The sequence below is a fragment of the Blautia pseudococcoides genome, from assembly GCF_001689125.2.
In the GTDB taxonomy this organism is placed as follows: Bacteria; Bacillota; Clostridia; order Lachnospirales; family Lachnospiraceae; genus Blautia; species Blautia pseudococcoides.
This window is the reverse complement of record NZ_CP015405.2, coordinates 2,732,517-2,752,841: the sequence shown is the minus strand read 5'-3', so window position 1 is coordinate 2,752,841 and position 20,325 is coordinate 2,732,517. Positions and strand designations below refer to the sequence as shown.

At 46.6% G+C, this 20,325-nt stretch carries 20 protein-coding genes and 4 tRNA genes; 23 read left to right on the top strand and 1 reads right to left on the bottom strand.

Going from position 1 to position 20,325, the window contains the following annotated elements; genetic code table 11:
• Positions 1-137: 137 nt before the first annotated feature.
• The gene (locus A4V09_RS13120) at positions 138-884 is read right to left on the bottom strand and encodes a uroporphyrinogen decarboxylase family protein (RefSeq protein ID WP_242963829.1); all 747 of its coding nucleotides are present in this window, start codon (positions 882-884) and stop codon (positions 138-140) included.
• Between A4V09_RS13120 and A4V09_RS26815 the strand changes: the two genes are divergently transcribed.
• The 23 genes from A4V09_RS26815 (at position 817) to vorB (ending at position 20,325) form a co-directional block, all read left to right on the top strand.
• Positions 817-957 carry a hypothetical protein gene (locus A4V09_RS26815; RefSeq protein WP_408606753.1) on the top strand — a complete coding sequence of 47 codons (141 nt, stop codon included), beginning with the start codon at positions 817-819 and terminating at the stop codon, positions 955-957. The two genes, A4V09_RS13120 and A4V09_RS26815, sit on opposite strands and share 68 nt — an antisense overlap.
• A gap of 160 nt (positions 958-1,117) precedes the next feature.
• The gene (locus A4V09_RS26055) at positions 1,118-1,255 is read left to right on the top strand and encodes a hypothetical protein (protein ID WP_330396421.1); all 138 of its coding nucleotides are present in this window, start codon (positions 1,118-1,120) and stop codon (positions 1,253-1,255) included.
• A 153-nt stretch (positions 1,256-1,408) separates the two neighbouring features.
• A complete protein-coding gene (locus A4V09_RS13110) occupies positions 1,409-2,590 on the top strand; it encodes a M20/M25/M40 family metallo-hydrolase (RefSeq protein WP_065542753.1) in 1,182 nt (393 codons plus the stop codon).
• 179 nt (positions 2,591-2,769) lie between these two features.
• Complete coding sequence (locus A4V09_RS13105; RefSeq protein ID WP_065542752.1) at positions 2,770-4,083, top strand: extracellular solute-binding protein; 1,314 nt, start codon at positions 2,770-2,772, stop codon at positions 4,081-4,083.
• A 72-nt stretch (positions 4,084-4,155) separates the two neighbouring features.
• Positions 4,156-5,919, top strand: a complete 1,764-nt coding sequence (locus A4V09_RS13100; RefSeq protein ID WP_065542751.1) for a sensor histidine kinase — start codon at positions 4,156-4,158, stop codon at positions 5,917-5,919.
• Positions 5,912-7,477 (top strand): response regulator, encoded by a 1,566-nt coding sequence (locus A4V09_RS13095; protein ID WP_065542750.1) that lies wholly within the window; start codon positions 5,912-5,914, stop codon positions 7,475-7,477. Before A4V09_RS13100 ends, A4V09_RS13095 begins: the two co-directional genes overlap by 8 nt.
• A gap of 132 nt (positions 7,478-7,609) precedes the next feature.
• Positions 7,610-7,682, top strand: a tRNA-Val gene (locus tag A4V09_RS13090).
• Between the two features lie 33 nt (positions 7,683-7,715).
• Positions 7,716-7,789 (top strand) — tRNA-Met (locus A4V09_RS13085).
• A 38-nt stretch (positions 7,790-7,827) separates the two neighbouring features.
• Positions 7,828-7,900: transfer RNA gene (locus tag A4V09_RS13080), tRNA-Val, on the top strand.
• A gap of 32 nt (positions 7,901-7,932) precedes the next feature.
• Positions 7,933-8,006 (top strand) — tRNA-Met (locus A4V09_RS13075).
• Positions 8,007-8,669: 663 nt separating this feature from the next.
• Complete coding sequence (locus A4V09_RS13065; RefSeq protein ID WP_065542748.1) at positions 8,670-10,349, top strand: ABC transporter substrate-binding protein; 1,680 nt, start codon at positions 8,670-8,672, stop codon at positions 10,347-10,349.
• Positions 10,350-10,467: 118 nt separating this feature from the next.
• Positions 10,468-11,460 carry an ABC transporter permease gene (locus A4V09_RS13060; RefSeq protein WP_065542747.1) on the top strand — a complete coding sequence of 331 codons (993 nt, stop codon included), beginning with the start codon at positions 10,468-10,470 and terminating at the stop codon, positions 11,458-11,460.
• Complete coding sequence (locus A4V09_RS13055) at positions 11,453-12,319, top strand: ABC transporter permease (protein WP_065542746.1); 867 nt, start codon at positions 11,453-11,455, stop codon at positions 12,317-12,319. The genes A4V09_RS13060 and A4V09_RS13055 overlap by 8 nt, the downstream gene beginning before the upstream one ends.
• Positions 12,320-12,469: 150 nt before the next feature.
• Positions 12,470-13,414, top strand: coding sequence for an ABC transporter ATP-binding protein (locus tag A4V09_RS13050; protein WP_171285121.1), 945 nt, complete (start codon positions 12,470-12,472; stop codon positions 13,412-13,414).
• A complete protein-coding gene (locus tag A4V09_RS13045; RefSeq protein ID WP_065542745.1) occupies positions 13,404-14,066 on the top strand; it encodes an ABC transporter ATP-binding protein in 663 nt (220 codons plus the stop codon). The genes A4V09_RS13050 and A4V09_RS13045 overlap by 11 nt, the downstream gene beginning before the upstream one ends.
• The gene (locus A4V09_RS13040) at positions 14,041-14,628 is read left to right on the top strand and encodes a DJ-1/PfpI family protein (RefSeq protein ID WP_065542744.1); all 588 of its coding nucleotides are present in this window, start codon (positions 14,041-14,043) and stop codon (positions 14,626-14,628) included. Before A4V09_RS13045 ends, A4V09_RS13040 begins: the two co-directional genes overlap by 26 nt.
• 34 nt (positions 14,629-14,662) lie before the next feature.
• Positions 14,663-14,947: a metal-sensing transcriptional repressor gene (locus A4V09_RS13035; protein WP_065542743.1), complete on the top strand. Its 285-nt coding sequence runs from the start codon at positions 14,663-14,665 to the stop codon at positions 14,945-14,947.
• Positions 14,948-15,061: 114 nt separating this feature from the next.
• Positions 15,062-15,469 (top strand): hypothetical protein, encoded by a 408-nt coding sequence (locus A4V09_RS13030; protein ID WP_065542742.1) that lies wholly within the window; start codon positions 15,062-15,064, stop codon positions 15,467-15,469.
• Between the two features lie 68 nt (positions 15,470-15,537).
• Positions 15,538-16,296 (top strand): IclR family transcriptional regulator, encoded by a 759-nt coding sequence (locus A4V09_RS13025; protein ID WP_065542741.1) that lies wholly within the window; start codon positions 15,538-15,540, stop codon positions 16,294-16,296.
• Between the two features lie 242 nt (positions 16,297-16,538).
• Positions 16,539-17,711: a Glu/Leu/Phe/Val family dehydrogenase gene (locus A4V09_RS13020; protein WP_065542740.1), complete on the top strand. Its 1,173-nt coding sequence runs from the start codon at positions 16,539-16,541 to the stop codon at positions 17,709-17,711.
• Between the two features lie 69 nt (positions 17,712-17,780).
• A complete protein-coding gene (locus A4V09_RS13015; protein ID WP_065542739.1) occupies positions 17,781-19,028 on the top strand; it encodes an MFS transporter in 1,248 nt (415 codons plus the stop codon).
• A 28-nt stretch (positions 19,029-19,056) separates the two neighbouring features.
• Positions 19,057-19,260, top strand: a complete 204-nt coding sequence (locus tag A4V09_RS13010) for a 4Fe-4S binding protein (RefSeq protein ID WP_065542738.1) — start codon at positions 19,057-19,059, stop codon at positions 19,258-19,260.
• Between the two features lie 12 nt (positions 19,261-19,272).
• Positions 19,273-20,325, top strand: coding sequence for a 3-methyl-2-oxobutanoate dehydrogenase subunit VorB (gene vorB, locus A4V09_RS13005; protein WP_065542737.1), 1,053 nt, complete (start codon positions 19,273-19,275; stop codon positions 20,323-20,325).

Here is a 20,325-nt window from a genome sequence, read left to right as displayed (position 1 = left end):
CTGCTTCCTATCGCGCTGGCTGCTCCGGTATTAATTATAAAACGCAGATGACGGAGGAAACCGTGGGATATAAAAACGATGTCCCGCGGTTTTCTCTGTTTTTCTTTATGGATATAGGGTGCTTGCCCACATACTTTCTATGGCCTTACCGGCCCGAACTCCTCTGCCTTTTTCTTCAGATACAAAATCCTGTCAAATTTGGCGGCAGGAGGCACCGTATCGGCCACGGACATTATAAGATGGTCCCCTTTTCCCAGGTTATCGAATTTTTCCTCCACAAACCGTTTAAATGTCAGGTCATTCATGGATTCTTCCAGAACGGAGATAGAAGGAATACCGCCCCACACCGTACAGGTATCCCCGAACATGCGCCGGGTATCCTCAAGGGAGATTTTCGTCATAGGGGCAGGACATATGGAATCCGCTATGTCAAATCCGGATTTTAAGTAGAGTTCCATCAGTCCGGTATTTTCCCCGTCTGTGTGTGTGGCCAGATATTTGCCGCGGGCGTGTGCCCTTTCGGACTGTTCCTTCAATGCAGGCACAATATATTCTTCAAACATGGACGGCGCGGTAAATGAGGTATCAAAATTGGCACCTGAAAGTATCACCTCTGCAGGGCTGTTCAAAGCAGCCTCAAATAATCTGCTGCAAAATGGCGTGATCTGCTCAATGAATTCATTCATCTCATCAGGGTTATCATATTGTTCATAATAATAGGTATCAAACGCCATCAGTTCTTTGATCAGGTAATGACCGGGTGAGGCCCACATGGCGGAGAGGGTCACACCCCCGTTTGGGATATGCCTGTTCGTCATGTCGGATGTGTCAGGACTGCCTGTATCCACAGTGACAAAGGAGTGCGCCAAATATCTTCCGGTCATGTTCCTGGTCCTGCTGCTTATTATATTCTGTCCAGCCTTGTCCACGTGGCTGCCCAATTTGTTTTATTCTTAATCATATATGCTGTCCGGTATGCTTTCCGTTCCGGACAGCATTTTCTTGTCAATCTTGTGAAAGAAATGCTATAATCAGGACAGACTTTCAGACACAATAATTGTAACTACAGAGGTACGGAACAGTTACCAATGATATTACCTATTGGGGAACAAAAACAATGATATTATCAGGCAAAGAAATCAGGAAGCATATGGGCAGGGAGATCATAATTGAGCCGTTTGACGAAAAACGGATCAATCCCAACAGCGTGAGCGCAGGTTTTGGGGATATTGGCTTTGCGGGACACTGGATTTAGAGATATTTTGTATCCATCCGGTCAAAATATATCCGAATGTGGAAGTGTGCCAGATTTATTATCATGATATGGACGGCGGATACGACTTGTATGCCGGCTGTCTGGCGCGTTTTGGCCACCGCATCAGGTAAGCGGGGCGGATAGGAGAGGGATATGCTGCAGGAAGCAATTAAAGACAAGGTTGAAAAATATTTTGATAAAGTAAAAGTGTTGGCGGATCATCTGACAGATCACCCGGAAATCAGCGGAGAGGAAAAGGAGTCCTGTGCATACATCACGGATTTTCTGGGGGGACTGGGGTATGAAATAACAGCTCCCTATGCAGGGATGCCTCACTCATTCCTGGCTGTGGACAGAGAGAGAAAGGACTTTAAGGGACCAAAGGCTGCATTTTTATGTGAATATGACGCACTGCCCGATGTAGGGCACGCATGTGGGCATTCGTATAGCTGCGCGATCAGCATATTAGGGGCGCTGGCGCTGCGGGAGGCGTATCCGGATCTGCCTGTGCGAATTGATCTGATAGGCACACCCGGGGAGGAATTCGTAGGCGGAAAATGCTATATGACCGGGAACGGAGGCTTTGACGGCTGCGAATATGCGGCCATGGTGCATTTAAATAACGAGAATGTGACCTATTTCCAGGTGCTGGCATCCAATGACAGATATTTTACATTCCACGGAAAAGCGGCCCATGCCTCCGCGTGCCCGGAGGAGGGGCTGAATGCCCTGAATGCTGCCAGGCTCTTTATGGACGCCATGGATATGTGGCGCCAGCATTTGACAAAGGACTGTCAGTTCCATGGCATTGTGGCAAAAGGAGGGGCAGCGCCGAATATTGTTCCGGAGGAGGTTTGCCTGGATTATTATTACAGGGCAGCCACCATTGAGAACCTGTGGAGACTCAATAAGATATCCGAAACCTGCGCCCAAGGAGCTGCCATGGCCACGGGGACCACTGTGGAGTGGACCCAGCGGTATCCGGATTACGGGGAAATTTACTGGAATGACTATATGGATGCAATAATGCAGGAATTGTTTATGGATACAGGAAGAAAGACCGTTAAATCCAAGGGGCCTGGAGGTTCCACGGATCTGGGAAATGTGAATCTGAGAATACCGGTCTTTCACCCTATGATTGACATTACCGGAGACCGGAAGGATATTGTGATCCACGACAGAGCGTTTGAAAGGCTTCTGCACACAGAAGCAGCGGGAAAAGTCTTGAGAGACGGGGCGGATATTATAGCCGGTTTGGGGTACAAGCTGGCAGCAGAACCGGAAGTGAGGGCAAGGATTAAAGAGGATCATAGGAAATACAGGAATTTGTCATGATGCCAAATAAAAGGATGGTATACACATTGGATACAGGAGCCCGACAGCTGGTTTTGCTGCGGTAATATAGTTGATTATTATAGATTGTTGCGTATTTATTTAAGATATTTTTCAAAACAGCCCTGATATAATAAGCCTTAGTAACAGGAAGCACCAAATACATATCAGGGAGGAAAGAAATGAAAAAGAAAATGGCAGCATTAGTAATAACGGTATCTATGGTGATGTCACTTTGTACGGGATGTTCCGGCAAAGAAGAATCTGCTTCGGCAGATGACAACGGGAAAGAAGAAATCGTATATTGGAACATTGGGACGGAAAACCCCGATAAAGATATACTTAAATATGCTGTGGATAAGTTTAATGACAATACGGATACCGGATTTCATGTCACCAGTGAGGCGATCCAGAACGATACATATAAAGAAAAACTTGTGATCTCCATGAGCGCAGATGAATGTCCCGATGTATATGTTACCTGGGTTGGCGGCCCCATGAAAGAGTATATTGAGGCAGGCTATGCGCAGCCTATTCAGGAACTTATGGATGCAAGCCCGGTAAAAGACAGAATCATTGACAGCGCAATGGAACAGTCAAGTTATAATGGAGAGCTGTACGCATTTCCATTTATGCAGCTGACCATCAGCGGCGTGTTTTATAACAAAGAAATATTTGAAAAATATGATCTGCAGGTACCAGAGACGGTTTCTGAACTTGAAACCGTTTGTGATACTCTGGCCGCCAACGGAATTACGCCATTTGCCCTTGCAAATGCATCAAAATGGACTGGTTCCATGTATTTTATGAGCCTGGCTACAAGAAAGGGCGGTTTGGAGCCGATCCAGAAAGCCGTGGATGGAAGCGGTACTTTTGAGGATGAGAGCTTTGTATATGCAGGAGAAAAGATTCAGGAATGGGTGAAAAAAGGATATTTCCCGGAAGGGGTTAACAGCCTCAGCGAAGATGACGGGCAGGCAAAACAATTGATCTATCAGGAATCTGCAGCTATGCTTTTGGGTGGTTCCTGGTATACGGGAACATTCCAAAGTGATGATGAAGAATTTTATAAAAAATTAGGATGGTTTTCATTCCCGGCTGTAGACGGATCGGATGCGGATGCCTCAATACAAATCGGTACCAGCGGTTATTTCCTGTCCTTTAATTGTGAGGGTGAAAAATTAAAAGCTGCTTTTGATATGTGTGAGTATTATTATGATGATGAGATCATTGAGAAGATGGTATCAGAAAATAAAATACCTCCGGTAAAGAATGCTGAGGAGCTTATCAAGGATCCTGTAGTAAAACAGATTTTGGAAGCCGCAAATAAGGCCAGCAATATGCAGATTTTCTACGACCAGTATATGCCGCCCACAGTGGCTGAGGTACACAAGGATACCTGCCAGCAGATTTTCGGTCTTGCTGTTACACCGGAAGAGGCCAATGCAGAACTGCAGGAGGCTATGCAGTCATATTTGAAGGAAAATAAAGAATAAAGGAAACAAGTTTAAAGGGCATGGGAAATCTCATGCCTTTTTGACGTAAAACGGATACGAATAGGGAAATAAATGTTTAAAAAATATATGTCTTATAACTTTGATAAAAAAGTAAAAATATTCATATCACTGGCCATTACCGTTACTACCTTGTGTGTATTGGGAATATCTACTTTTTCTTCTGTGAAGATCGTTACGGAAAAATCAGGCTCTCTGGCCAAGATACAGATGGAAACCCTTGCAAATGATTACCAGATGAATCTTTCCGGGTATTATGATATGGCAAAAGGCCTTATGATGGATGAACATGTGAAATTGTTTCTCAAGCAGAAAGACAGGACAGAGCCGGAGCTTTTAAAACAGGTGGGACAGACGATCCACAATAATTTGAATGTCCAGTCAAACATTAATTTTATAGCAATTATAAATGTAAGGACACAGGAGTATGCGTATAAAGGGAAAACTTCCCTGGCATATGCAGGTTTGGAAAGTAAGATACAGGAGGATCATCGGGCAGGAACACTGGCAAAACAAGGAGATGTCATCCTAAGTTACGCAGACCGGTACAATAACGGGGAAGAGTATTCCATGACTTTATATTCCCCTCTCTATGATGTAAATCACGTAAAGGATACTTTGGGAATGGTTTGCATCAATATCAGGGGAAATCTTTTGGAGCATATGGGGGATACAGATAATGCACAGATGCCTTTGGAGATCATGATGGTACACAGCAGTGGTGAGATTTTTTCGGCAGGCGATAAATCCCTGCTTGGCACCGGATTTTCCTGCCTGGAGAATCTGAGAGGGGAAAAAGGGGAATTTAAAAAAGATAATTCTCTGTTTGTGTACCGGAAAATGGGAGTATGGAATTATTATCTGGTAGGAAAGATACCGTATAAAGCTTTATATATTGACAGTTTTAGAACAATAGCTATTTTGTGTGCCTGTATAGTAATGATGGTCATAGCTGGAATATCTGCAGGCAGCCGTCTGGTGCGTTACTCTTACAGGGTTGTGGAAAAAGTGGTAAACGGTATGAATCGTGTTTCAGAAGGAGACTTGGAACATAGGATCACTCTTGACAATACAGGTGAAGATTTTAAACAGATGGAACAGGGATTTAATTATATGATGGAGCGGATGACAGAGCTTGTGGACAGGGTGAAGTTTGAGCAGCATCAGGCTGAGCAGATACGTTTCAATGCCCTCCAGGATCAAATAAAACCGCATTTTTTGTATAATACACTGGAATGTATCCATTGGCAGGCAACTTCAAAAGGGAATGAACAGGTTTCGACCATGGTAAAAGCGCTGGCTAACTACTACAGGCTCTGTTTGAGCAGAGGGAAGGACATTATATCTCTGAAACAGGAAATCTCTCATATTGAAAACTATCTGACTATCCAAAATTTAAGATATGGCTCTATTATCGAGAGTGAGTTCAGGATTGAGCCGGATATGTATTCACTTCAGATACCGAAACTTACCTTGCAGCCGCTTGTGGAAAATGCCATATATCACGGAATCAGGATAGAAGATGAAACAAGAGGGAAATTAGTCATAAGTGCAGAAGTAAGAGGGGAAAGAGCCGTGATCTCTGTTTCTGACAGCGGCAGTGGTATGACAGCCGAAGAAATGGCAAAAATGAATGCTTCGGTGTCAGAATTTGATGAGAATTTCGGATATGGAGTACGCAATGTGCATAAGAGGATTGAGCTGTTTTTTGGAAAAGGGTATGGGTTGTTTTATAAAATGAATGAAGAGGCAGGGGTTACGGTGGAGATCACACTTCCTGCGGGTACGCAGAAAAAAGAGGGGGAAGATCATGTATAGAGCTATTGTTGTAGATGATGAGAAAATGATACGCGATGGAATACGGGATACGATCCGGTGGGATCAGGTTGGTATAGAGGAGGTCTATACTGCGGCGAGTGGGAGGAAGGCACTGGATATTATAGCCGAAAAACGGCCTGAGATCATGATTACGGATATCAATATGAGAGGAATGACAGGGATAGAACTGATTGGGCAGGCAAGGGAATTTCTTCCTGAAATGAAGGTACTGGTGCTTACCGGATATGATGAATTTGAATATGCAAGAAAATGTCTCAGGCTGAAAGTGCAGGAATTTCTTTTAAAACCAGTAGACGAAAAGACTCTTGAACAGGAAATCTGTAAACTGACTGAACAGCTGGATGGTGAGAAGAGAAAACAGAAGGAACAGGTAGCAGTCCTGCGCACTGCCGGAAGCCGCCAGCAGGAAATTCTGGAGAACATAATGAGAGGGCTGATCTATGATCAAAATTCAAAAGAACTGGCACTTGCTGCAAGTGCGTACGGTATTGAACGTGGAAAGATCATGCAGTTAGTGATATTGATATGTGAAATACAGGTTGAGGAAAAGGATGGTATTGCAGAAGGGCTTTTAAATATGACGATCCGCAATATCTGTATGGGACTTCTGGATACGCATCAGGAAGGGATTACATTTTTTGACAGGCAGGACAGGGTTTTACTTCTGCTTTTCGGGGATAACAGTAATAATATAGAAGCGGTTGAAAAGACAGAGGAGATTGTCAATGTCCTGCGGGAGGAACTGGATATTCGAGTCAGGGCGGTTTTGGGCAGTGTTGTCACAGAGCCGGAGGAACTTTATATTTCTTACAATAATGCGGAATATCTTTTAGAGTCAGCACTGCCCTTTCAGCAGATCACACAAACGGTCAAAGCCAAAAACAGGCGGCAGCTTTTCGCGGATACTTTTACAGAGTTGAAAAACAGGATGCTTATAGAGTTGGGAAATGCAGAGGAGACAGCCCGGATCATGGATATCTTTGAGATCGCCTCGGATTCTTACAATGTAGCTGATTCAGTCGTGCGCAGATGTTGTTTTGAACTGGTATCTGCCCTGTATTTTGCTGTTGTCAGTAACGGCGGGGAAGAGAAGAAGGGGAATCTGGATGCATTTTCTTATATGATTCTCCGTAGTCAGAGAAAAGAAGTTTTTACTTATACAAAAGATTATATTGAGAAATTGTTTTATCAGGAGGAGGGCGGCCATCAGATTGTGAAAAGGGCCGAAACCTATATTAGAAACCATTTGGAGGAAGACCTGTCGGTGGGCGGTTTAGCGGCGCAGGTATATCTTTCCCCCAATTATTTTTCTAAATTGTTTAAAAAGTTTACAGGTAAAGGGTGTAATGAGTATATTGTTTTTTGCCGAATGGAAAAAGCCAAACAGCTTTTAGAGAGTACCAATTTAAAGGCCGGGGAAGTGGGTCAGGCTGTGGGATACCATGAGATCAATTACTTTTCCCTGGCATTTAAAAAACAGACTGGTTTGTCGCCCATAAAATACAGAGAAAAATTCAGAGAAGATTATAAGCGGTGACCGGCAGATTGCCTGTTATTCTATTAATTGTTATTTTTTGTATTTTTTTGAGAAAAAGGTATTGACAATTGACACAATTTAAGGTTATAATAGCAAAGCAGTCAAGCAGTAGCAGAGACTGCTAAATGAAATGGGATCTTAGCTCAGCTGGGAGAGCATCTGCCTTACAAGCAGAGGGTCATAGGTTCGAGCCCTATAGGTCCCATTCTTTTGCCAAAAGCAGAGGATATATACAGATGGCGAGATAGCTCAGCTGGCTAGAGCATACGGTTCATACCCGTAGTGTCGAGGGTTCAAGTCCCCCTCTCGCTACTTGCTGTACAAGCAGCAGACAATCAAATGAAATTTATGGGATCTTAGCTCAGCTGGGAGAGCATCTGCCTTACAAGCAGAGGGTCATAGGTTCGAGCCCTATAGGTCCCATTCTTTTGCAAAAAAGCAGAAGAAATACAGATGGCGAGATAGCTCAGCTGGCTAGAGCATACGGTTCATACCCGTAGTGTCGAGGGTTCAAGTCCCCCTCTCGCTACTATAGATAAGTACTTGTGGAATTTATTCCCCAAGTGCTTTTGAATTACAGACAACCACTTTTTATTGATGACTGTCTGTTTTTTGACTTGATTCTGTGCCTTAGAGGCCTCTTTTAATACCTGATTAGTTTTTCCATACTATCAGGTTCTTTTTATCACGAAAATCGGATTTCATCCCGTACCCAAAAAGCACTAAAATCTTTACGACATCTTGCACATTTGTTTTATGTAGAAACCGGAAAAATGACTGAGTATTCATAGTATTTAATATGCATTTTGAAAAGTATACGATGTTAATTTAGCTTTGCATCGAATGGGGCAGTATTTGACTGAACCATCCGTCTTATATCCACGGCAGCAAAGTGTTTACCTTTGTTATTCCCAGGTATGCCAGATTACGTCGTTTATTATTTTGTTAAGCCTGTTTTCGGATTCCTGAACCCCGGGATGGGGTTAATGCATATAGGATCAAGGTCTGTAATTGGCATAAATCCTGCCAGTTGCAGGCTTTTTTTCTTTTCAAAAACCTTTCCCCAAAAACCCCGGGGGCGGCTTGCGGGCCATTTTACCCTCTGCTATACTCCATTCATGACAGCCCGGAAGCGGGAATATATTCCGGGAAGGCAAAGGCTGAACACGAAACAGAAAAAGGAGCAGAACACATGAAGAGAAAGATTGCAGCAGTTCTCTGCTGTCTGGCAATGACTATGTCCTTGCTGGCCGGCTGCACAAGCGGCGGGGCTTCCGGTACGGATTCCGCCAAAGAGACAAAACAGGAGGGGAAGGAAGTATCCGCAGGGGCAGATGCTTCGGAGACGAAGGGGTCTGAAGCATCCGGAAAGTCTGAGGTCACCATCGGTTTTTCAAATGATACGGACAGCTGGGACCCCTGCACAGGGTTCGGTTATACAGGTTCACCGCTGTATTCCTCGCTGGTGAAAGTGAACGGGGATGACAAACTGGAGAATGACCTGGCTACAGAGTACAGTGTGAGTGAGGATGCGCTGACATGGACCTTTAAGATCCGGGATGATGTGGTGTTTTCCAACAAAGAGCCGCTGAAGGCATCGGACGTGGCCTTTACATTCAACACCACAAAAGAGAAGGCAACCTACATGGACCTGACCATGCTGGAAAACTGTACTGCAAAGGATGACACCACAGTGGAATTTCAGCTGAACAAGCCGTGTGTGACCTTTATCTATACGGCTGCCCAGATTGGTATTGTCCCTGAAAAATCCTACAGTGATAAATTCGGACTTTCGGCGGAGGAGACTGTGGGTTCCGGTCCCTATAAGCTGACACAGTGGGATAAAGGACAGCAGTTCATCATGGAAGCCAATGAAAATTACTATGGAGAACAGCCCGCCATCAAAAAGGCAGTGTTCCTGGTACAGGAGGAGGATGCCAGGTTTGTATCCGCCAAAGCAGGGGATGTGGATATTGCCCTGACCTCCGCCACCATAGCTGCCAATGAGATAGAAGGCATGCATGTACAGGAAGTGGAATCGGTAGACAACAGGGGGATCACCCTTCCCACCGTACCGGATGAAGGAAGGACAACAGAGGATGGCTACAAGATCGGAAATAATATCACCTCGGATGTGAATGTCAGAAAGGCGCTGTGTTACGGTATTGACCGGGAAAAAATCATTACGGAGGCTTTAAACGGATTCGCCAAACCTGCTTATACAGAGTGTGACGGCATGCCCTGGTGGAATGAGGAGACCGTCATTGAAACTGATGTGGACCTGGCAAAACAGCTTTTGGAGGAAGCCGGCTGGAAAGATGAGGACAACGACGGGATCCGGGAGAAAGACGGTACCAAGCTGGCCTTTAACCTGATGTATTTTGCAGGAGATTCCATGCGCCAGGCAGTTGCCATGTCAGTGGCAAACCAGGCAAAAGAAAACATGGGGTTTGACATCACCGTGGAGGGTGTCAGTGCGGATGATACCGTGAAAAGGATGTTCTCAGAGCCTATGATCATGGGATGGGGCTCCGACAGTCCTATGACCTCCTACATGCTGTATCACAGCAGCAATGCGGGTAAGACAGATTTCTACAATCCTGAGTTTTATACCAGCGAAAAGACGGACGAATATCTGGATAAAGCCATGAACTCTGTCTCCATAGAAGACTCCTATGCGTGGTGGCAGAAAGCCCAGTGGGACGGGGAGACAGGTACTTCCATGAGAGGAGAGGCTCCCTGGGCATTCTATGTCAATATGTCACATCTCTACTATGTGAAAGACGGACTGGACATAGGAAAACAGAGGATCCACGCACACGGCGCTGCATGGCCTCTGGTCGCAAATCTAGCAGAGTGGACCTGGAAGTAATAATATTTTGAAATACTGCTCCGGATGAAAAATCCTGAAAATACGGATTTTACATCCGGGGCTGTTCGTGCTTTATATGGAAATTCAATTACAAGAGAAAATCGAATGGAGAGACAGGATGAAAAATAAGTATTATCTGAAAATCACCGGGAAATATCTGCTCCGCATGGTAACACTTCTCATAGCAGTCAGCATCATAAGCTTTCTTCTGGTAAATATGTCCCCGGTGGACCCGGTGCAGCAGTATGTGGGAGCAGTGCCTAATGTGAGCATGGAACAGAGAGCAAAAATAGCGGAATACTGGGGCCTTAATGACCCGCCGGTGGAGCGCTTTTTTACATGGGCAAAGTCAGTCCTGCATGGTGACTTCGGCGTGTCATTGATCTACAGAAGGCCTGTGCTGGATATCATAAAAGAGAAATTTGTCACTTCCCTGGCGCTCATGGCGGCGGCATGGCTGTTTTCCGGGATCATAGGATTTACCGTGGGCTGTGTCATGGGCGCGTTTCACGGAAAAGGGCCGGATAAAGTCCTGAAAAAGCTCTGTCTGATCATGTGTTCCATTCCTACCTTCTGGATCGGAATTGTTTTCCTCATGCTATTTTCCGTGAAGCTGGGATGGTTTCCCATGGGAATGAGTGTGCCCAAAGGTGTCCCCACAGACCAGGTGACTGTCTTACAGAGAATCCATCACCTGATCCTGCCGGCCCTCACATTGAGCTTCCTCTCTTTTGCCAATGTGGCACTCCACACCAGGGAAAAGCTGGTGGATGTGCTGGAGAGTGAGTACGTCATGTTTGCCAGAGCCAGAGGGGAATCCGGATGGAGTATCTTAAAACGGCATGGGCTGCGCAATATTATGCTGCCTGCTGTGACCATGCAGTTCGGCTCTTTTTCTGAGCTGTTCGGAGGTTCTGTGCTGGCGGAAAATGTATTTTCCTATCCGGGTCTGGGAGCTGCGGCTTCAGCGGCAGGCATGGGGTCTGATGTGCCCCTGCTTTTGGGGATCACCCTGTTCTCGGCACTCTTTGTCTTTGTGGGAAATATGCTGGCAAATATTATTTATGGGGTCGTGGACCCGCAGATAAGGGAGGGATACAAAAATGAGTGATATGACTGCAGCAGCATCCAAGGCCCAGGGCAGGAAAATTGTGGTGAACCGGAGATCCAAGACCATTATTTTTGCAGCCCTGATTTTTATGGTGATCCTGGGCGTGTATCTGTCGGGAGCCTTTTTAAGTGATGACCTGATCCGGGCGGATTTTACAAAGAAAGCACTGAAACCATCCCTTGCCCATCCTTTCGGCACAGACCTTTTGGGGAGAGATATGCTGGTGCGCACCATCAAAGGTCTCTCTGTGAGTATTTCCGTGGGTATGACCGCTTCCTGTGTCAGTGCAGTGATCGCCTTGTTTGTGGGCGTGGCAGCGGCAACGGGGCGCTCCTGGCTGGATCATTTTATCAACTGGCTCATTGACCTGGTCATGGGGATCCCACATACAGTCCTGCTGATCCTCATCTCTTTTGCCTGCGGAAAAGGTCTGAAAGGCGTACTGATCGGTGTGGCGGTCACCCACTGGACAGGGCTTGCCCGTATTATCAGGAGTGAGGTGCTCCAGATACGCTCCCAGCAGTACATAGGTGTGTCAAAACGGCTGGGGCATTCCAGCTGGTGGATCACAGTGCATCACATACTGCCCCATATGGTGCCGCAGTTTATCATTGGCCTGATCCTTCTGTTTCCCCACGCTATCATGCATGAGTCAGGACTTACCTTTTTGGGGTTTGGGCTGTCACCGGAGCAGCCGGCTATAGGGATCATACTGTCGGAATCCATGAAATACCTGTCATCCGGAATGTGGTGGCTGGCCTTTTTTCCGGGGCTTATGCTTGTGATCATTGTGCTGCTGTTTGACCGGCTGGGGGAAAATATGAAGAAGATCCTGGATCCGTACAGCGCACAGGAATAGACCCGGGGTATGAGGAGATTAAAGTGTTATACAGCTTACAGGAATAGAGGCGTGGTATGAAGAGATTAAAGTATTATACAGCTTACAGGAATAGAGGCATGGTATGAAGAAATGAGAGCATTATGCAGCGTACAAGAATAGGAGTGTATCATGAAAGAGGAATATATAGAAAAGAAGCCCATTCTGGAAGTGGAGGATTTGTCTGTGACCTTCCACATGTACGACAAAGGGCTGGAACAATCTGATTTAAAAGTAATATCCAATCTGAGCCTGAATGTAAAACCGGGGGAGATCGTGGCAATTGCAGGCTCCAGTGGTTCCGGCAAAAGTCTTTTAGCCCATGCAGTCATGGGAATCCTGCCGGAGAATGCAAAGATCACAGGAAAGATCACATATAAAGGCCGGATATTGGACCAGAAGAAAAAGGAAACCCTCAGGGGAACAGAGATTGCCCTGGTGCCGCAGTCTATAGCCTATCTTGACCCGCTTATGAAAGTGGGAAAGCAGGTAACAGGAAGGGACAGTAAAAAAGAAAAGGAGAAATCCCAGAAAGAGATTTTCAAGAGATTTCATCTGGACGAAAAGATAGAGAGATGCTATCCTTTTCAGTTGTCAGGAGGTATGGCGAGGAGGGTACTGGTGTCTACGGCTGTTATCAGCAATGCATCCCTGATCATTGCGGACGAACCCACACCGGGCCTGGATCTGGAGATGGCGCTGGAGGCGCTGAAAATATTCCGTGAGCTGGCGGATGAGGGGAAAGCAGTGGTGCTCATCACCCATGACATTGACCTGGCCTTCCATATTGCGGACAGGATCGCTGTATTTTATGCGGGCACTACGGTGGAGATGGCAAAAGCGGAGGATTTCCAAAAAGGCATGGAGGAGCTGCGCCATCCCTATTCCAAGGCACTGTGGCAGGCGCTTCCCCAGAATGGTTTCAAGCCGATTCCGGGTTTTCAGCCCTATGCCAAATATCTGCCGAAGGGATGTCTTTTCTCTCCCAGATGTCCCCATAAAACAAAAGAATGTGAAAATGATATTCCCATGCGCAAAATCCGGGAAGGATATGTGAGGTGTATACATGCGACTTGAAGCAAAGAACTTAGGATTCCGCTATGGAAACGGGCCGTGGATACTGAGAGATGTGAACTTTTCCATGGAGGAAGGGGAGCGCGTCGGCCTGGTGGGACCGAGCGGTTATGGCAAAAGCACCCTGGTAAAGCTGCTGGCAGGGTATCTGGCACCCTGTGAGGGGGAGGTCCTGCTGGATAAAAAGCCTATGGTAAAGAAAGGGGTCTGCCCGGTGCAGCTGATCTACCAGCATCCGGAGAAGGCCATCAATCCCCGCTGGAGGATGAAAAAGGTTCTGGAGGAATCAGGCATGTACCGGGAGGAGGTGCTGGATGCCCTTGGGATCGAGAAGGAATGGCTGGAACGCTATCCGCGGGAGCTCTCCGGCGGAGAACTGCAGCGCTTCTGTGTGGCCCGATCCCTGTTTGAGGGTACGCATTTTCTGCTGGCCGATGAGATGAGCACCATGCTGGATGTGATCACCCAGGCACAGATCTGGAATCTGATGCTCGGTGAGGTGGAAAAGAGAAACATAGGCCTGCTGACGGTCACACACAATATGGCTCTTGCAGAACAGGTGTGTACCAGGACCGTAAACCTGGCCTTGGTCAATCATATAAAACGTGCGGAGGAAAGCGGGTGTAAAGATGGATGTGAATATGGTACTGTTTGATGACTTTGAGGGAATGGATGTATTTGGGCCGGCAGAGATACTGGGAAAACTGCAGAAATATTACCACATCCGCTATCTCTCCGTATCCGGAGATGTGATAAACAGCGTCCAGGGAGCCAAAATATGGACGGATTTTCTGATACCCGGGGAGATAGAAGGAGTTCTTCTGATCCCAGGAGGCAAAGGGGCACGGCGTCTGCTCTGGCAGGATGAGCGGACCCTGAATCTGGTAAAAAGGGCGGCAGAGAACGCGGATACCTGTCTGATGGTAGGCAGCGGCTCGGCGGTCCTGGCACAGACAGGACTTCTGTACAGGAGGAAGCTGGCCGACTGTCCTCTTGACAAAAATTGGAACAGGATGTTTACAGCGGGCATCGAGAGGATTGAGGGAGCCAGGGTCGTTGCGGATGGAAAGTATTATTCCTGCAGCAGCACGGCATCAGGCCTGGATATGACTTTGTGGATGGTGGCCGACCAGATCGATATTGATGTGGCCCAAGAAGCAGCCCGGCAGACAGGATATCCCTGGGACTCATGTGGCGGTGAGGAGATCTATTGCTGATCAAGGGCAGCAGGAGTGAGAAAGGAACTGTGCGATGAGAGAAGAAGAAAAATATACAGAGGCAAAGTATGATAAAAGCATGGTCAACCGTCTTGCCAGGGCCACCGGACATCTGAGGTCCATACGTGGTATGGTGGAGGAAGGGCGCGACTGCAGTGAAGTCCTGATCCAGCTTGCCGCTGTGTGGTCCGCCGTCAATGGTGCGGGGAAGGAAGTGCTGAAGCAGTATGTAGATGAGTGCATTGAGGAGGCATTGGAAAAGGGAGATACAGAGAGCCTGAAACGCCTGAACAAGGCACTGGATTCTTTCCTGAAATAAAGAACCCCGGGATGGGGTCAGCCATGCAAGGAAAAGGCCATCTTTGGCAGGTTAAAAAAGGAAAAAACTTTTTTTGATTTTTATCCCTGGGGGCGGCTTGCGGGATGGAGGCCGGTGTTATATGATTATATCACGGTTGATCTTCCTCCAAAAGTTGACCGGAAAAATTACAGTATTAGCTTTCGCGCTGTTCCCTCCGCTTATAAACAGCACGTGAAGCCTGATTTGAATTCACAGACACTCCAAGTTCAAAAAGCCGTATCCTACGCCGGGATGCGGCTTTTTGTGTGTATCGCAAAGAAGATTACTGCACAAGGAGCTATACATTATACAACTGTGAACAGCGGTGGGGAAATACCATATGAACCATTTGAAGGACTGTTAAATTCTGAAAATGAGACGAAAATGAAAATATCCTTTTTTATAGAATGCAATGAACTATTGCCTGCATACCTGACGGAGACATTTTTAAACACCCTCTTGTATTATACATGGAGAAATGTTAATATTTTAGTAAGATAAAATGCTGAACAGAGTTCTTGAATACGGAACAATAAGACCTGCATGAATGATTAGGAGGGAAAACCACTATGAGTGAAGAGAAAGAGATCAAGGTAAAAAGTCTGCAGAAGGCCCTGGAGATTCTGGGATGTTTCGTGGAAAAACAACCTCTGGGTGTGACAGAGATCAGTGAGAAGATGGGATTATACAAAAGTAACGTGCATAATATTTTAATGACCTTCAAAGCCATGGACTATCTGGAGCAGGACCCGGAGACGGGTAAGTTTTCTCTGGGGACCGCTGTTTTCACCTTAAGCCGTGCATTGAAGGAAAGTCTTACCATTACCAAGGTGGTGCTACCTTACATGCATCAGATCGCAAAGGAAGCGGGAGAACTGATCTATCTGGCCATTCCCCACGAGGATGAGGTGGTCTATCTGGAAGCCGTATATCCGGAAGGCCAGATGCTTCCAGGAAGGTCTGTAACGGGAGAGCGTTCCAAAATGTATTGTACAAGTGTAGGCAAAGTGATCCTCTCCCAGATGCCGGATGAGGAAGTGGAAGAGATATTGAGCCGTGAGAAGATACCATACACGGATTATACCATAACAGACAAGGAAAAGCTGTGGGAAGAAGTGAAAAATGCCCGCAGAGACGGCTACGCTGTTGACAATATGGAAAATACGTTCGGAGTCAAATGTGTGGGAGTCCCCCTCATGAATCACATGGGTAAAGTGGAGGGCGCCATCAGTATCAGCACCCCGTCTCTGCGCATGGATGACGAGAAGCGGGACATATTTGTACAGATCTTAAAAAGGTATGCAAATGAGATTCAAAAACGCCTATAGAAAATAAGAGGTCAAAATTGGATAGTTTGCACAAAAAGGAAAAAGATCCAAGGAAGATATTGAAAAAACAAACAAGGTGTGATATGCTCATATCATAAAATGAAGAACGAAGTTCTTACATACAGAACAAAAATTTAAGACTATAGGATTATTTACTCGGCGAAATGCCGAGTAAAAAAATAAAACTATTAAAGAACAAAGTTCTGTAATAGAGAACAGCATAAAATGGGAGGATTTTTAAAATGGCAAACAAACCGTATTTAGTAGTGGAATGGAACGACACAGAGACAGACGCAAAAGGTTGGATGTGCGCATACAACTTTGTGAATCATTACTGCGGAGGCGGAACAAGAATGCACCCCACAGTGACAAAGGAAGAGGTTATCCGTCTTGCCACAACAATGGGATACAAATACAAGGCATGTGAGTCCCTCACCACAGGCGGATGTAAGGCCGGTATTGCATATGATTATAAAGCACCGGACGCACTGGACGTTTTAAGACGTTTCCTGACAGCCACCGCACCGGTCATCAATGCAGGCGTTTCCATCGGCGGAGATTTGGGTGTTGACTACTCCGATGTGTTAAGGATCTTAGATGACCTGGGAATCGGCATTCCCCAGACAAAGGCCATGAAAGAAGATCCGGATATCCATCAGGGTATTGTGAACCATGACAGAGCAGAAAAAGAACTTACATATGACGGCTTTAAAATGTATGACATGATCACAGGCTACGGCGTTGCGGCAGCAGCCGACGAAGCATGGAAAATGAAAGGCGGCAAAGAAGGCGCATCTGTTATCATCCAGGGATTTGGCTGTGTGGGCGCAAGCTGCGTGAACTCCCTGAACAACATGGGCTATAAGGTGATCGGTATCGCTGATGTGAACGGGCTTGTTTACTGTAAGGACGGACTGGATATTCCCAAACTGGTAGCTACCAGACTTCCGAAAGGTGAGCTGAATAAAGAATCCTTTGAAGACAATTATGAGATCTATCCAAACAGCCAGTGGCTGGAAAAAGAATGCGATATCCTGATTCCCGCAGCGCTGGAAGATGTTATCAATAAAGACAATGCTGACAAGATCAAAGCATCCCTGTTAGTGGAAGCTGCCAATATCCCCACTACTTCGGAAGCAGATGAGATCCTCCGCAAAAACGGCGTTGACGTTGCCGTTGACTTTATCTCTAACCTGGGCGGTATCCGTATCTACGAAGCGGTCATCTTCCGTCTTGTAAAGATTGAGAACATGAGCGATGAGGATGCGGCAGCAGCCATTGTAAATGACACGACAGACTTGATCCGCAAACAGACACGCCGGGTATTTGAAGAGTCTAAAAAGACAGGTGAATTCACCCGTGATGTAGCCAGAAGGCTGTTCACACCGGACAAATCCGACACTCCGGATATGTAGTCCGTTATTCTGCTAGATAGGGTGGGGATGCGAAAAAAGCATCCCCATTCTATGCATATGGAGGTTTTTATGAATTCTAAAGTGAGAAAATACCTTACGGTCATAACACTTGGCCTGGCAGGAGGTTCCATCTATTTTCTGCCCTACGTGAAATACATTTTTTATGACGCACAGCTTGCAGCCATGCATATGAGCAACACCCAGTCCGGCCTGCTGCTCACCATGTACACGGTGGGAAATATGATCCTCTACATACCGGGCGGTATCATTGCAGACAAAGTATCACCGAAAAAAGCATTGATCATCTCCCTTCTGAGTACATCGGCCCTGGCATTTTTGTACGCGTTTACCATGGACTTTAAGATCGCCATGTTTATCTGGATGGGACTTTCCTTCAGTACGGCATTTGTATTTTGGTCCGCACTCATGAAGGCAGTCCGCATTATCGGCACAGAGGAAGAGCAGGGATTCATGTATGGCCTTTACTATGCCTGCAACGGGATCACGGCAGCCCTGACCAATACACTGGCACTGAATATTTACAAGACAGCCGGCGGCGATATGGAACTGGGATTTTTCCGGGCAGTCCTGGCAGGCGGTTCTGTGGCTATCGCTGCAGCCATTTTGTTGTTCTTCCTTATGCAGGGCAGCGATAAGGAGAAAACCGTTGATGACGGAGAACCCAAATTCCGTATGGGGGATGTGGGAAAACTGCTGAAAAATCCGGTTGTCTGGATCGTATCCTTCACAATCTTCTGCGGCTATGGATTTTATACCAGTATCTCTTATTTCAATCCTTATCTGACGGAAGTAAGAGGTATTTCCCCGGAAAGCTCAGGATTTATCTCCATTGTCCGTAACTATCTGCTTCTGCTTCTGGCTCCTGTGGGCGGCATCATTGCAGATAAAGTATTTAAATCCACCTGTAAATGGCTTTCCACTGCATTTATCATACTGGCAGCACTTTTCGGGGCAGTTCTCATTCTGCCGTCCGGTATCAGCCCAATGGCAGCCAGCCTGTACACGCTGATCCCGGGAGCATTTGCCATGATGATGTACGGCGTTGTGTTCTCCACAGTCAGTGAGGCCGGAATACCAAGGGTAATGACAGGGACCGTGATCGGCATTGCGTCCATCATCGGATATCTGCCGGATTCCATATACTCCGTGCTCTTTGGAAAGTGGCTGGATTCCTTCGGCGGTTCCGGTTACAATTTTATCTTTGGCTTCCTGGCAGTTTCAGGCCTGGTAGGCTCCGCGCTTGCCATGTTGATCCACAGACTCGGTAAAAAAGCAAAACTGGGAGAGGTCTCCTGATATTTGACATAGAAAGGAAAATGAAATTATGGGAAAAGAAAAAGTTTACACCAATCCCGTCCGCTGTAAAGGCTGCGGTTATTGTATCAATGCATGTCCCCAGGATGCCATCAGGGAATCCGGCCATGTAAACGCCAAGGGATACAATACGGTGGAAGTGGATGCAGAAAAATGTGTGGTATGCGGCATGTGTTACCGCGTATGCCCGGACTATGTATTTGAAATACGATGAGGGAGGTTTGTTATGGGAAAAGTATTATTTAAAGGAAATGAGGCTCTGGCGGAGGCCGCACTGGCAGCCGGATGCCGCTTCTACAGCGGATATCCCATCACTCCGCAGACAGAGATCCTGGAATATCTCTCCTGGAGAATGGAAGATGTGGGCGGTGTGTTCATCCAGGCAGAATCAGAACTGGCAGGCATAAATATGGTATTGGGAGCATCCGCGGCAGGTGCCAGAGCACTGACCACATCTGCAGGCCCCGGATTTTCACTGAAACAGGAGGGAATCTCCTATCTGGTGGCAGCGGACCTTCCGGCTGTTATTGTGGATGTCATGCGTATCGGAACCGGCCTTGGAGACATTGCCCAGGGGCAGGGCGACTACTGGCAGCTCACAAGAGGCGGCGGACACGGTGATTACCATACTCTGGTACTGGCACCTGCTTCTGTGCAGGAGAATGCAGACCTGATGGTGGATGCTTTTGATCTGGCGGAAAAATACCGTCATCCGGTGCTCATCGCTTCCGACGCGGCGATCGGACAGATGATCGAAGCAGTGGAAATCCCGGAATTTAAGGATCATGATATCGACAAATTTGACTGGAGCATCAAGGGATGTAAAAAAGGCTGTGAGCAGCGCAAGATCCAGAACGTGTATTATACACATCCGGATTATGAGAATTATCTGAGAGAAAAATATGAGGATATGGAGCGCGAAGAACAGCGCTATGAAAATATCCGGGTGGAGGATGCGGATCTGGTGCTTGTGGCTTATGGGATCAGCTCAAGAGTCTGCCGCGAGACTGTAGAGCTGGCAAGAGAAGAGGGGCTGAAGCTGGGACTGATCCGTCCGATCACCCTGTGGCCTTTCCCGGTCAAGGCTTTTGAGGAGGCAAAGTGCGCGAAAGCATTCCTCACAGTGGAGATGAATATCTTAGGACAGATGACAGACGATGTGCGCCTGGCTGCCGGCGGCAAATATCCGGTTGACCACTTTGGTTCTATATTCGAGATTCCTGAATCTGATGGAATCATTGCAAAAGCAAAAGAAATGCTTGAAAAGGAGGGCGTATGA

Excerpts from the sequence above, each read along its gene's own strand:
- A4V09_RS26815 (WP_408606753.1), top strand. The coding sequence starts at position 817 with ATGTCGGATGTGTCAGGACTGCCTGTATCCACAGTGACAAAGGAGTGC.
- A4V09_RS13120 (WP_242963829.1), bottom strand. The coding sequence starts at position 884 with ATGACCGGAAGATATTTGGCGCACTCCTTTGTCACTGTGGATACAGGC.
- A4V09_RS26055 (WP_330396421.1), top strand. The coding sequence starts at position 1,118 with ATGATATTATCAGGCAAAGAAATCAGGAAGCATATGGGCAGGGAGATC.
- A4V09_RS13110 (WP_065542753.1), top strand. The coding sequence starts at position 1,409 with ATGCTGCAGGAAGCAATTAAAGACAAGGTTGAAAAATATTTTGATAAA.
- A4V09_RS13105 (WP_065542752.1), top strand. The coding sequence starts at position 2,770 with ATGAAAAAGAAAATGGCAGCATTAGTAATAACGGTATCTATGGTGATG.
- A4V09_RS13100 (WP_065542751.1), top strand. The coding sequence starts at position 4,156 with ATGTTTAAAAAATATATGTCTTATAACTTTGATAAAAAAGTAAAAATA.
- A4V09_RS13095 (WP_065542750.1), top strand. The coding sequence starts at position 5,912 with ATGTATAGAGCTATTGTTGTAGATGATGAGAAAATGATACGCGATGGA.
- A4V09_RS13065 (WP_065542748.1), top strand. The coding sequence starts at position 8,670 with ATGAAGAGAAAGATTGCAGCAGTTCTCTGCTGTCTGGCAATGACTATG.
- A4V09_RS13060 (WP_065542747.1), top strand. The coding sequence starts at position 10,468 with ATGAAAAATAAGTATTATCTGAAAATCACCGGGAAATATCTGCTCCGC.
- A4V09_RS13055 (WP_065542746.1), top strand. The coding sequence starts at position 11,453 with ATGAGTGATATGACTGCAGCAGCATCCAAGGCCCAGGGCAGGAAAATT.
- A4V09_RS13050 (WP_171285121.1), top strand. The coding sequence starts at position 12,470 with ATGAAAGAGGAATATATAGAAAAGAAGCCCATTCTGGAAGTGGAGGAT.
- A4V09_RS13045 (WP_065542745.1), top strand. The coding sequence starts at position 13,404 with ATGCGACTTGAAGCAAAGAACTTAGGATTCCGCTATGGAAACGGGCCG.
- A4V09_RS13040 (WP_065542744.1), top strand. The coding sequence starts at position 14,041 with ATGGATGTGAATATGGTACTGTTTGATGACTTTGAGGGAATGGATGTA.
- A4V09_RS13035 (WP_065542743.1), top strand. The coding sequence starts at position 14,663 with ATGAGAGAAGAAGAAAAATATACAGAGGCAAAGTATGATAAAAGCATG.
- A4V09_RS13025 (WP_065542741.1), top strand. The coding sequence starts at position 15,538 with ATGAGTGAAGAGAAAGAGATCAAGGTAAAAAGTCTGCAGAAGGCCCTG.
- A4V09_RS13020 (WP_065542740.1), top strand. The coding sequence starts at position 16,539 with ATGGCAAACAAACCGTATTTAGTAGTGGAATGGAACGACACAGAGACA.
- A4V09_RS13015 (WP_065542739.1), top strand. The coding sequence starts at position 17,781 with ATGAATTCTAAAGTGAGAAAATACCTTACGGTCATAACACTTGGCCTG.
- A4V09_RS13010 (WP_065542738.1), top strand. The coding sequence starts at position 19,057 with ATGGGAAAAGAAAAAGTTTACACCAATCCCGTCCGCTGTAAAGGCTGC.
- vorB (WP_065542737.1), top strand. The coding sequence starts at position 19,273 with ATGGGAAAAGTATTATTTAAAGGAAATGAGGCTCTGGCGGAGGCCGCA.